Origin of the sequence: Psychroserpens sp., from assembly GCF_034670085.1 — a bacterium.
Classification (GTDB): domain Bacteria; phylum Bacteroidota; class Bacteroidia; order Flavobacteriales; family Flavobacteriaceae; genus Psychroserpens.
In genome coordinates this window covers 12,409-24,288 of the sequence record NZ_JAXMOD010000009.1, presented here as the reverse complement: position 1 = coordinate 24,288, position 11,880 = coordinate 12,409, and the positions used below count along the sequence as shown (strand labels likewise).

Here is an 11,880-nt window from a genome sequence, read left to right as displayed (position 1 = left end):
TTCAGTCTTTTTCTTTTTCTGGGATTGCCATGGTATGATTTGCGATTAGAAAACATTTTCCATTGAATTCAACATAAGTTCTCATAAAATGATAAGTAGTTGGTCTTGGACCTCTATCTATAATTGTAAATCCGCTAACTATAGCTGTTGAGCCAGAAATTATCACTTTTACATTATTCGATGTTCGAGATTTGGTGGTTTTATTATTACTTTTTAAATGTCTTTCAATTCTATCTAAAACGTCTGCTTTATCATCAATTGTATTAGCATGGTTATGAACCCAAATGAAATCTTCTGCCAGTAACGACTTGACAAAGTTAAAGTCCAATTCTAACTGGGCCTTTTCCCATGATGCATCTAATTTTATAAGATCTTCTTGATTTAAGCAATTTTCTTGTGCAGATACTGAAAAGATTGATAATCCAATAATAGCAGTTAAAATTCTAATAAGTTTCATTATTTTTTGTTTCAAGGGTTTGTTGCGTTTTCACTTAGATAGCAAATAGGAGCGAAAGAAATTCCGAATGGGAATTTCCGAGTAATGAACTATACACGTTGTTGTGTAAGGTTTAAATTTTAAAGACAGAATAGTTTGATTATTGTTTGACTATAGTAGTCACTGAGAATTTATTTTTTGATAAAGTTGTGTCAATTTCAAAACTTACTTTATCAGCAGAAAAATCTGGATTTTTATTTTTACGTATCAATTTCACAATCCGTTTTCTCTCTTTAATAAAAGTTGACTCTTTTATTGATTGTCCCTTTTTAAACTTCGTTTTGTCCATATGAGTGTACAATAATTCTTTAATGCTACTATCCTTAACATTGTATTCAACCGTCTCTAATTTAAAATCATTTTCGTGAACAGTTACTTGTTTTGAAGTGCTGCAATTAATGGTGCAAGTTAGAATCAATAGTGCGAAAATTAATTTGAGAGTTTTCATGTGTTTTGAATTTAAGTTTTTATAGTTTCAGTATTTCTAATGTTGCACTCCAAGATTGTGAATTGCTCAGTTATGTTGGCAGGAACTAAGTTAGTAAAAAGAAACTGTACCAATAGAAAAATCTACAGGATTTTACGAATACACGTAGACAAGTAATTAGTTATACACATTGTTGTAGCACTTTTATTATCTCGAGAGACAATCTATCCAAATTTCTTGCAACCTTTTTATATAATAGATTTACATGGCAAAACAGCTTTAAAAAATTAACAAAATAAACTACTTTTTTAAAATTTTAAAAGTCGATTCTTTTTCATCATTAAACACTTTTACCAGATAAAATCCTTCAGTTAAATTTGAAATATTTAGCGTAGTTGCATTGCTTTCTAATACGTGTTGACCTAAAAGGTTAAATATTTTTACTTTTTGTATGGGCACAGTTGATCGTATGTAAAGCTCCTGTTGTGCTGGATTTGGGTAAATAGTAACTGTTTCCCTAAAAAACTCATCTGTGCTTAAGTTGTCACAATCTTGATTATAAACAGTGCTATCATCTTTTAACCATGTGACTGGTGGAGTAAACCCATCATCAATTTGTATGCAATTTAAATCCACATTGCTTGTCGCATTAAAGTCCAAAATATCAAAATTAAAACCATTGGCAACATTTAAATTTGTTAATGCATTATTAGAACAATTGATGCTAGATAAGTATAGATTTGACACATCTATACTTGTTAAAGCATTATATGAACAATCTAAATTATTAATAAATGGAGAGAGACTGGGCAGAGATAAACTCGTTAGTAAATTATTACTACAAAGGATATTTTCTAACTGATTATTGTTTGAAACATCTAAACTTGTCAAATCATTTCCAGAACAACTTAAATAATACAAGTTGAAATTATTAGACATGTCTAAATTCGTCAATGCATTGTCATTACAAGATAAGGTCTCTAATAGAGGATTCCCTACATCTAAAGCCGTTAAATTATTACTATCACAATTTAAACTATATAGATTCGGATTGTTTGCAAAACCAATAATATCTATAGCATTATAACTACAATCCAAAAAACTCAAAAAGGAATTGTTCGATAAATCTATTCCTGTTAGATTATTATTTGAACAATATAGGAGTTGTAAATTTGTGTTATTTGACACATCCAAATCATCAAGAGTATTATAACTGCAGGATAAATCTGATAACAAAATATTATCAGTAATGTCTAAACTCGTTAAAGAATTGTTTGAACAGGATAGCGTAAATAATCCTAGATTAGAGGATAGGTCCAAACTTGTTAAATTATTATCGCTACAATACAAGTCTTCCAACTGAACACAGTTAGAAACATCAATACTTGATATTGAATTGCTTTCAAATCTTAATACTGTTAATAGTGCATTACTTAGGACATTTAGGGTATTCAAATTATTATTACTACATCTTAATTTATTTAGTTGAGGACTGTTTGAAACATCTAAATTAGCCAATGCATTGTTAAAACAAAATAACTCCTGAAGTACAGTATTATTTGTTAGATTCAAACTAGTTAACATATTATTGAAACAACTTAGTTCACGTAACATTGGATTACTTAAAACATCTAAACTAGTTAGCAAATTACTACCACAATATAAATCTTGCAATGCAAAGTTGTTAGAAACATTTAAACTTGTTAATGTATTATTATTACAAATTAACTCTAGCAATACTGCATTGGTTGCCACATTTAAACTTGTTAGTGAATTGTTATTACATATTAAGCTTTCTAATGCAATGTTATTGGAAACATCTAAGTTAGTTAATGCATTATTATTACAAATTAACTCTCGTAATTCTGTATTACTTGAAACATCTAAACTAGTTAAATTTATATTACCACAATCTAAACCTTCAAGATTTACAAATGCTTCCAATCCTGTTAAATCCAAAATACTAACGTAATTATTAATATCTATTTCGCCACTAAATGCCATTGCTTCAGCGCAACTAATTTCATTATCATTATTAGTATCTATGCTTAAAAAGCTACTAAGTAAATAGGTTTTAAAGTTAGCGTCTGGAATATATACAAAGTCTATACATTCTGCTTTTGAATTTAAAGAAAAAGCACAAAACAGAAACAAAAAAAATATCTTTTTCATGATATAGCATTAAAAGTTAGCACTTTAATATAAACTTTATTTATTAATTAGGAAATTCATTTAAGTTCATTATTTGAAAAACTAGGTACGCTCTCTCTAATGTGTGCCAATGGGTTCGTGAATAGCTTGTTACGTTGGCATGAACTAAGTTAACAAAAGAAAACGATCTAGAGGGAAATCCGCTAGGAGTAACGAGCACAAACAGAACGAGAAATTAATTTTACATGTTGTTGGCAAACGTTATTTTATTTATTTAGATTTGATGAAAACAAATTTTATCTTTTAAAAATGAAGAATCTATTTTCTATTTTATTTATCGCTTTAGTTTTTTGTTCATGCAGTGATGACAGTTCTAATTCGTCAACTGATGATCCTCAGGACACTCAAGTTTATGATGCTCCTTATGTAAGGTCTTATGCAACCTATAGAACAACAAACTCCATAACTTTGAATGGATTTATTGATCATTCTCTAGTTACTTTTTCTGTGCCAGATACTTATAAAGTAGGTTTTGTTCTCAGAACTGGAGATCCAAATGATTCTAGTAATGATCAAATAATTGAACTTGAAGGTGAAGTTGATTATTATAATGGATTCTATAAATTCAACCATTTTATGGATGGATTAGATCCAAATACGACCTATTATTATACAGCTTTTACAAGAAATGGTGATAGTGAAGAAGATGATTGGGAAGAATTTACTACTTCTGATTTTCCTTGTTCATATTCACAGGATAATTATTATAGTATTAATGGTAATTGGATTACAGCATATAACCCTGAATTGTTAGAACCAAATTGCTGTGATGAAGGAAATGTTGGGATCAGATTTGGAAATTGGCCAAATATATATGAAGTGAATTTTAATGAGTTAGATAATGGAAACCCAATTACTGCTCAATATTTTGGTATAGATTATATGTTCGACATTTCATATCTACAAAGAGAGCTAACGAAATCCACAAATCAAGTGTTGATTGGTAGCAGTTCAACTCCAGAAACTGAGGTGTTTGTTGAGAATAATGGTGTAAAATTTACTATAATATTCTGTAATACTGTTCTAAGAAATGGTGATATTTTAAATGGTAAAGTTTCAGTAGATTTACCTTAAAAACCAACATCCTATTTTTAAATATTGAAGTTTAATCCTATAAATTATGATTATTTTATTGTAGTTGGAAAAATGGGTGCCTACGTGTTCGTGTATGGTTAGTTAGGTTGGCAAGGTTAAGGTTAATAGAAGAAATACGAACCTGAGGAAAATCATTAGGATTATTCGGGTACACAAAGAACTAGCAATTGACGATTCACCTTGTTAGGCAACATTTTTATACCGAATTAATTATTTTTTATAAGGTCAATTACAAAGTCGATTTGTGTGTCTTTTTGATTAAGATAGTCTTGATAAGTTTGGGTTACATTATGGTCTGGAATTATTCCTCTATTATAAATTTGATTAACCTTTTTAGGAACATCTTGTTCTAAATTTACGACTGAAAAGAATGTTGCAATCTTAGATTTAGGTAGTATATAGCCCAAAGGCGTATGTCCATTATGCCCATAATAACCTCCCATTGTTTCTTCCCCAATTACTGTTGTGTTTTCATTACCTGCAACCATTGCAGCAAATAAACTACCTGCTGATGCTACTCTTGGGCTAATAAGCAGGTAAATATTACCAGTAAACACATTTTTATTTGGTGTTCTTACTTTGTGGTCATTGCTTGAAGAATCTTGATGAAACTGACCATTTATTTCTTTTGGAAATTCTCTTTGGAATTCTCTGTTATACTTTCCAACACCGAACGGTCTCAGGAACCTTGGTATTTTAGTATAAGCGTATTTAATATCAGGTATTTTTTTAAAACTAATCCAAGCTTGTTTGTTTTCTTGAAAGTTTCTTTGTGACAGGTAGGAATAGGTAACTAAATCGTTTGGGTCAGTTCCTCCACCATTATATCTCACATCTATAATCAAATTATTGATGTTATTCCTTTTTATATCTGTAAATACACTATCTAAAAAAGACACATAACGTTGATGTTTTGGGGATTGTTCATTTCCTAAACCAAAATCATTTATAGTTAAGATCCCAGTTTGTTCGTTGATTGTTTTAAAATTATACGTTTCACTTTCTTTCCAATCTTTATAGTTGACGGTATCAAAAGGTCTTGAATATCTTTTGCTTACATTTTTATAGTAGGCTCTATATGAAACACTATTAAGGGTTATTTTTTTAATTTCATTTGAACTTCTTGTTTTATAATCAATTATAAATTGATTATTCAGTCCATAATTTAAACGGTAATATTTACTAAAATGACGAATTAAACCTATGAGCTTTCCTGTTGTGTTTACACCGTCTGTTGTATAGTATTTATTGAGATTATTAATAATATCCTGAATGTTTTCATTGTTAATAGCTATGATTTCTGCACCTAATGGAATTTCACCTTTAGCAAAATTCATTATCCATTTATTTTCAATATATTTTAATGGATATGGGAAGTAGCCATTTTCTTCATCTTGAATTGCTTTTGCCATCTTTTTTGGTAAGGTAGTATTGTTATGTAAGCTTCCTTCAAAATCGGTTAATTGACAAATAATATTATAAAATTCTCGATAAGTCGATGAGTTTTTAATTTCTCGCTCCGCCCAATTATAAATGCTATCTATTTCTTGTTTTGTTCGGTATTTATAAAGTCCTGAATTGGCTGCTAAGCGAATGTTTTTAAAAACCTCTAAATCACTTAGCATCTTTTCTTGCGAAAAGGAATCATCTACAGACTGAGAATACAATACGTTAATAAGTAGTACAAGCAAAAGAGATAAATAACCAGCTTTTTTCATTATAATGCGATTTGTGACAAATGTAATTATATATGACTATAGCCACTTGTATAATGTTGGTCATTTTATGTTTTAGTCTTAAGACTCTCTTTGTATTTTTTTGGTGAAATACCAATAAAGCGCTTGAAGGTTTTTGAAAAATGAGCTATATCTGTAAAGTTGTATTGATATGCTATATCAGTAAGTTCAGAGTTTAATTTGATCGATTTTTTACTAGAAAATATTTTTCGCATTAAGACATAATTTATAGGTGTCATACCAGTTAATGTCTTGAATTTTTTGGCAAATCCAAATTTATTGATATTCACAATTTGAGATAATTCATCTAGACTAACTTTATCATAAATATGATTTTCAATATAGTTGCAAATTTGATTATAACTATTAAAATTTAATCCTGAATATTCTTTTTCATTCTCTTGTGAGTAGAACTTTAAGGCATTAATAAATTGCGATAACTTACATTCAATTACCGAATCATTTTTAGTGTCCAAAGCATTTTTCACCTCTAAAAATAACTGGTTTGCTTTTTCACTAGTTATTTGTCGGTTAATAAACTCAATGTTTTTTCCATTCAATAGATATTTCATTACATCGTTTGGTACGTAGATCGTATCAAATTTTAAGTAAGAGTCATTATCAATAAGTGGGTTGGAATGTACCTCGTACGGATTCGTAATTGATATGCTACCAGCTTCTGTAAAAAGGCTTTGGTTTTCAAAATCTATTTGTTCAATTCCTTTATGAATAAGTGAAATACAAAACGTTTTGTGAAAATGTTTTGGAAAACTAGTTGTTTGATTTTCTATTGTTATATATTCCAAATCATCAAATGACATCTCTGTTTTCACGGTGTTTTGTTAAATGTTGTCTAGCGTTTTCGTGTTATGGTAAGTTACGTTGGCAAGGTTAAAGTTAATAAAAGTAATACGAACTAGAGGAAAATCATTAGGTTCCTGGTACACACAGCACGAGCGATTAACTATACACGTTGTTGTGGTTAGTGCTTTTATATCCAACGTCTTACTTTTTTACAATATGCAATATAGAGTTGTCCAAATTCTTCCTTTAAAAACTCTTCTTCTAATCTAATTTGTGTATTTATGCTTATAGCTGATAATGAGGTGATTAACAAAGTAAAAGCATTTGGAATAACTAAAAACAAACCAATATTTGCTATCATGATTCCAAAAAATATTGGGTTTCTTGAAATGGAAAATAATCCTTTTGTAACCAATTCAGTCTTGTTTTTCTCGTCTATTCCAATTCTCCAAGATTCTGCCATTTGACTTTGAGATATCCAAACCCAAACTAAAGACATAATAAGTAAGCTCCAACCAATTTTTTGAGACGAAGGATTTTCCAAATACCAAAATGGAAGTAAATAGTCGTACCATTCATTTTTAAACGCATAGACTCCAACTACTATTAATTCAATTAACGAGATTATTTTGAAAACTTTTCCGTTAAATCCGTGAGCGTCATCCTTTTTGTCAAAAGTTAATGGATTTATTCCTGTTTTTTTCCACAACAAAACAGAACGTAATACAAACACAAGTAAAAAATAAACAACGAAGTAAGTAAATAGCAACATTATTTTCCAAGTTTTAAAATTCTAATTGCACCTTGAATTACCAGGACAAAAACGATTGTTCCTATTATTAAATCAGGTTTGCTTGAACTTAACCAATTTACCAAAATTCCAGCGATTATTATTCCTAAATTGATAATCACGTCATTTGAGGTGAAAATCATACTTGCTTTCATATGTGCCTCGTCTTTGCTATTTGACTTTTGCAAAATGTAAAGACACATCCCGTTTGCTATAAGTGCAAAAATTGAAACGATAATCATTGTTGAAAAGTCAGGAAGTCTCACGTCGCCAAAAAACCGTCTCAAAACTTCTATAAAACCAATAATAGCAAGTATTATTTGAAAATATCCAGCAAGTTTTGCAATCCGTTTTTTCCTAATTAAAGTACCGCCAACAGCAAGCAAACTAATTCCGTAAACAAAACTGTCTGCAAGCATATCCAAACTATCGGCAACAAGTCCCATAGATTTTGAAATGATCCCTGTTGTCATTTCGATAATGAAAAAAGTAAAATTGATTGCAAGTACATACCAAAGTAGTTTTTTTTGATTTGCGTTGTCTTGAAAATCAGTTTGGTCAGTTTGTTCAGTTGAGATTTTCTTTCCGCCTAATTTCAGTTCGATAACTGATGCTTCGATTTGGTCAATTTCTCCACTGTGAAAAACGGTTAATTTTCGATTAGGAATGTCAAAGTCCAAATTCGCAATACTTGAAATTCCGTCTAATTTCATTCGGATTAAATTTTCCTCCGATGGACAGTCCATTTTGGAAATTTCAAATATTGTTTTGTTCATTTAAATACGTTGGTTTAAGATATTAACAATATGTTTGTGAATGGTTTATTACAGGAAAAGACATAAGTATTTTTCCGCTAGATATAAAGATAATTAATAAGATTGAATTTCCGAGAGGAAATTCAGTTGCAATGAATGATACACGTTGTTAGCTAGTCGTTGTTAATTTCTACAAGAACATTCATGGTGTTCTTCAAGATATGCAATGGTTTCTTTGCTTAGTTGTTCTACAATTGGAATATTTATGTCAGTTAGTTTTTTAAAATAGATACAAGCTTTTCCCATTTTGAATTTACCTAAATCTTTCAAAAGAGCATCACTTTTTTCTGTTTTAGAATACACATAAAGTGAAAATTGAGATTTTCGTGGTGAGAAACCTAGCAATGGAGCATCACCTTCATGACCACTTTCATATTTATAATGATAGTTTCCAAAACCTATAATTGTTGGTCCCCACATTTTAGGTTCAAAACCTGACCATTCACGCATTAATTCTATTAATTTATGACTATCAACTTTCTTTTGATCATTGTCTACATATGCTTCAATAAAATCAAAGACATCTACTTCGGTTATGGTGGTTTTATTTTTTGCCATTTCTGTAAATATTATTAGTTGCTTCGCAATGCCTGCCAACGGCTTCGTGCATGGTTAGTTGCATTGGCAAGAACTAAGTTAGTAAAAGAAAACAAAACAGTTGGAAAATCTGCAGGATTTTCTATATACATAGACTAGCAATTGATTATACACGTTGTTCTAACATGTTATTCTGACTTGCTTTTGAATGGTATAGAAACTCCAAGAGCTAATGCTCCAACAAACTGTTTAACTGATGGTTGATAATAATAAGTAAAAGCTAAATCAACATTGTTATTCCTACCCAATTCTAATCCAATTGAGAGCGGGATATGGTGTATAATTCCATTTTTTTCTATATCATCAAAAGCAGTAAATGTTTCAAACTTTCCAATTGAAGTGCCAATTCCTAATTCTAAATAAGGAGCAACCCATTTTATTGGTATTCTTATTCTTGCTTTTCCTCCAATGAAGAAAGCTTTTGATTCGGCTTTTTCATCTGTTTCATTTCCATTAAGATCTTTACCATCTGAACTTGTTGAAATTAGACCTAAATAAGGCCTTATATCTAGCCATGAATTAACTTGTAATACCAACTCTCCTTGAACAAAAAAACCTCCATTAGCAATATCATCTTCACTATCATAAGGAGAGCTGATTCCATAACCTATTTGGGCATTTATTGATTTTTCTTTAATGAATTGAGCTTCTGCGAAATTATAAACAAAAATTGCTAATACTAAAAAGGTGTTTCTCATAATGTGTTACGACGTGTTCGTGTTTGGCTTGTTAGGTTGACAAGAACTAAGTTAACAAAAGAAACTGAACCAATAGGAAAATCCGTTAGGATTTTCTGAGTACATACAGAATGACTAATTAGATTTACACGTGGTTGTTAGTAGTTAATTTAACAAGAATTTGAGGATAATACGATTTACTTTTTTAGGTTTTTCAATGTTTATATTATGAGCAGAATTTTTTATTTCTATCCATTTGGAATTTTTTAATTCAATACTATATAATTTAGCTATTTGAAGAATATCTATTGCATCTAAATCACCTGTCAATAGCAGAGTTTCAGCTTTAATAGAACTCCATTTTGTTTCTGTAGATAAAGTCGACCAATCTTCGTTCCAGTGATTTTCTACAGTTTTTAATAGTATATTTTCAATCTTTTCTCGAATTGTTTTAGGGATTCTATTAGAGTTTTGATTAGGACCATCTGTCCAATTCTTCTGAAAATATTCAACAAAAGCTTTTTTATCACCAAGATTTTTTGCTAACTGTCTTTTTTTATAATTGTCTTCTGCTTTTGCATCTTGAAAATATTGCCAACCATTTCTACCAGGTGATATCAGGATTAATTTATCAATGTTATCAGGATGGATTAAAGCAAAATCCAAAGCTAACATTGAACCCCAAGACAATCCAATAATATTAATTTTTTCAATTTTATATTTCTTGGTTAACTCATCAATTATTTGGTATCCAAACAATGGTTCTTTACCATTTATCGTTTTTCCATGTCCTAAATCATCAAAAACAATAGTTTTAAAACCATTTTTATTTAAAAATTTAATTTGCTCTTTCCAAATGTCAAGACTCAAATATCCACCATGAATTAAAAGGATTGGTTCACCATTGCCAGTTACTTCATAATAAATCTTATGATCTTTTATTGTAAGAAAGTCTTTTTCTTTAAAAATATTAGACTTTTCTGCCTGACAATAACTTGTTGAAATTGTAATTAAATTAATACAAATAAATAAAATTAATTTTGGCATAAATGTCCATTTAATTACTTAAAACGTGTTTGTGCATGATCTGTGCTACCCAGAATCCGTAGGATTTTTGGTTGTAGTAAATCAGTTGTTTAAATATATAAATTTAAATTGAAGTAGGAGTAAGGCATTAATTATACACGTTGTTGTGCTTTCGTTATTTATTTTCGAGTTTATTGAAATTACAACTATAATGTTTAAGGAAAAGTTAAATAAGTTAAACAAAATAATATGTTTGTTATCTTTACAACGTATTAAAACTTAAAAAACAATAAATTATGAAAAAGTTAGTCCTTATTTTAACAATTACAATGACTTTAGCCTTAACTAAAAATGCTACTGCACAAGAAACGATAGTAGATGTGGCAGTTGGAAACGAAGATTTTTCAACATTAGTAACTGCTTTAAAAGCAGCCGATTTAGTTGGTGCTTTGCAAGGAGATGGACCATTCACTGTTTTTGCTCCAACAAACGATGCATTCGCAAAAATTGATTCGAAAGCATTAAGTTCTCTATTAGAAACAAAAAATCAAAAAGAATTAGCTAATATCTTAACATATCATGTAGTATCTGGTAAGATAACTGCAAATGATGTTATAGATGCTTTAAAGAAAGGGAATGGAACTGTAGAATTAAAAGCGTTAAATGGTCAAGTGTTGACTGTAATTCAAAAAGACGATAAAATTTGGATGAAAGACGTAAATGGAAATTATAGTGAAATTGTTGCAACAGATGTGATGGGTAGTAATGGTGTAATTCATGTAATAAACACAGTAGCGATGCCTAAGTAAACGGAAATTATTTGTTATGAAAAATGAAAGCCTCGATAATTCGAGGCTTTCTTATTGAACTAATTTTTCTAAAGAATTTTAGCATTGGCTGGCGGTTTCTGATAATGAAGCCTAACGTCTTCGTGCATGATTTGAACGACCAAGAATCCGTAGGTTTTACGGTTGTAGCACATCAGTTGTTTACATACAAGATTTTAAATTGGAGTAGAGAAGTAGCATTAATTATACATGTTGTGGTCAATTGCAAGGATAGATTAGAATAAGCAGGATCTGATTAGAACGATGAAGCAAGAGTAATCACATTTAGCGAGTAAGATTAAGCAGAATTAGTCATAGGGAAAAAGGTGGAGGATATCTTCATAATATCAATTTCAAACCATTAAAATTTTTCACAAAA

At 29.8% G+C, this 11,880-nt stretch carries 12 protein-coding genes; 2 read left to right on the top strand and 10 right to left on the bottom strand.

Going from position 1 to position 11,880, the window contains the following annotated elements:
• Position 1 precedes the first annotated feature (1 nt).
• The 3 genes from VOI25_RS14370 to VOI25_RS14360 form a co-directional block, all read right to left on the bottom strand.
• Complete coding sequence (locus tag VOI25_RS14370; RefSeq protein ID WP_323789782.1) at positions 2–457, bottom strand: nuclear transport factor 2 family protein; 456 nt, start codon at positions 455–457, stop codon at positions 2–4.
• 139 nt (positions 458–596) lie between these two features.
• Complete coding sequence (locus VOI25_RS14365; protein ID WP_323789781.1) at positions 597–944, bottom strand: hypothetical protein; 348 nt, start codon at positions 942–944, stop codon at positions 597–599.
• A 279-nt stretch (positions 945–1,223) separates the two neighbouring features.
• Positions 1,224–3,095, bottom strand: a complete 1,872-nt coding sequence (locus VOI25_RS14360) for a T9SS type A sorting domain-containing protein (protein ID WP_323789780.1) — start codon at positions 3,093–3,095, stop codon at positions 1,224–1,226.
• 288 nt (positions 3,096–3,383) lie between these two features.
• Between VOI25_RS14360 and VOI25_RS14355 the strand changes: the two genes are divergently transcribed.
• Positions 3,384–4,208 carry a hypothetical protein gene (locus tag VOI25_RS14355; RefSeq protein ID WP_323789779.1) on the top strand — a complete coding sequence of 275 codons (825 nt, stop codon included), beginning with the start codon at positions 3,384–3,386 and terminating at the stop codon, positions 4,206–4,208.
• Between the two features lie 227 nt (positions 4,209–4,435).
• Here VOI25_RS14355 and VOI25_RS14350 read toward each other — a convergent pair whose 3' ends face one another.
• From VOI25_RS14350 to VOI25_RS14320, 7 genes are all read right to left on the bottom strand, one after another.
• Positions 4,436–5,947: a S41 family peptidase gene (locus tag VOI25_RS14350; RefSeq protein WP_323789778.1), complete on the bottom strand. Its 1,512-nt coding sequence runs from the start codon at positions 5,945–5,947 to the stop codon at positions 4,436–4,438.
• Positions 5,948–6,012: 65 nt separating this feature from the next.
• Entirely contained in the window at positions 6,013–6,798 is a 786-nt protein-coding gene (locus tag VOI25_RS14345; protein WP_323789777.1) for an AraC family transcriptional regulator, read from the bottom strand.
• A 158-nt stretch (positions 6,799–6,956) separates the two neighbouring features.
• Positions 6,957–7,541: a methyltransferase family protein gene (locus VOI25_RS14340; protein WP_323789776.1), complete on the bottom strand. Its 585-nt coding sequence runs from the start codon at positions 7,539–7,541 to the stop codon at positions 6,957–6,959.
• A complete protein-coding gene (locus tag VOI25_RS14335) occupies positions 7,541–8,335 on the bottom strand; it encodes a cation transporter (RefSeq protein WP_323789775.1) in 795 nt (264 codons plus the stop codon). Before VOI25_RS14335 ends, VOI25_RS14340 begins: the two co-directional genes overlap by 1 nt.
• Before the next feature lie 162 nt (positions 8,336–8,497).
• Positions 8,498–8,932 (bottom strand): DUF1801 domain-containing protein, encoded by a 435-nt coding sequence (locus VOI25_RS14330; RefSeq protein WP_323789774.1) that lies wholly within the window; start codon positions 8,930–8,932, stop codon positions 8,498–8,500.
• 167 nt (positions 8,933–9,099) lie between these two features.
• Positions 9,100–9,669, bottom strand: coding sequence for an outer membrane beta-barrel protein (locus VOI25_RS14325; RefSeq protein ID WP_323789773.1), 570 nt, complete (start codon positions 9,667–9,669; stop codon positions 9,100–9,102).
• 144 nt (positions 9,670–9,813) lie between these two features.
• Positions 9,814–10,695 (bottom strand): alpha/beta hydrolase, encoded by an 882-nt coding sequence (locus VOI25_RS14320; RefSeq protein ID WP_323789772.1) that lies wholly within the window; start codon positions 10,693–10,695, stop codon positions 9,814–9,816.
• 275 nt (positions 10,696–10,970) lie between these two features.
• On the opposite strand from VOI25_RS14320, the gene VOI25_RS14315 reads away from it, so the two are divergent.
• A complete protein-coding gene (locus tag VOI25_RS14315; protein WP_323789771.1) occupies positions 10,971–11,483 on the top strand; it encodes a fasciclin domain-containing protein in 513 nt (170 codons plus the stop codon).
• The last annotated feature ends 397 nt before the right edge of the window (positions 11,484–11,880 follow it).

Excerpts from the sequence above, each read along its gene's own strand:
- VOI25_RS14315 (WP_323789771.1), top strand. The coding sequence starts at position 10,971 with ATGAAAAAGTTAGTCCTTATTTTAACAATTACAATGACTTTAGCCTTA.
- VOI25_RS14325 (WP_323789773.1), bottom strand. The coding sequence starts at position 9,669 with ATGAGAAACACCTTTTTAGTATTAGCAATTTTTGTTTATAATTTCGCA.
- VOI25_RS14330 (WP_323789774.1), bottom strand. The coding sequence starts at position 8,932 with ATGGCAAAAAATAAAACCACCATAACCGAAGTAGATGTCTTTGATTTT.
- VOI25_RS14365 (WP_323789781.1), bottom strand. The coding sequence starts at position 944 with ATGAAAACTCTCAAATTAATTTTCGCACTATTGATTCTAACTTGCACC.
- VOI25_RS14360 (WP_323789780.1), bottom strand. The coding sequence starts at position 3,095 with ATGAAAAAGATATTTTTTTTGTTTCTGTTTTGTGCTTTTTCTTTAAAT.
- VOI25_RS14350 (WP_323789778.1), bottom strand. The coding sequence starts at position 5,947 with ATGAAAAAAGCTGGTTATTTATCTCTTTTGCTTGTACTACTTATTAAC.
- VOI25_RS14335 (WP_323789775.1), bottom strand. The coding sequence starts at position 8,335 with ATGAACAAAACAATATTTGAAATTTCCAAAATGGACTGTCCATCGGAG.
- VOI25_RS14340 (WP_323789776.1), bottom strand. The coding sequence starts at position 7,541 with ATGTTGCTATTTACTTACTTCGTTGTTTATTTTTTACTTGTGTTTGTA.
- VOI25_RS14320 (WP_323789772.1), bottom strand. The coding sequence starts at position 10,695 with ATGCCAAAATTAATTTTATTTATTTGTATTAATTTAATTACAATTTCA.
- VOI25_RS14370 (WP_323789782.1), bottom strand. The coding sequence starts at position 457 with ATGAAACTTATTAGAATTTTAACTGCTATTATTGGATTATCAATCTTT.
- VOI25_RS14355 (WP_323789779.1), top strand. The coding sequence starts at position 3,384 with ATGAAGAATCTATTTTCTATTTTATTTATCGCTTTAGTTTTTTGTTCA.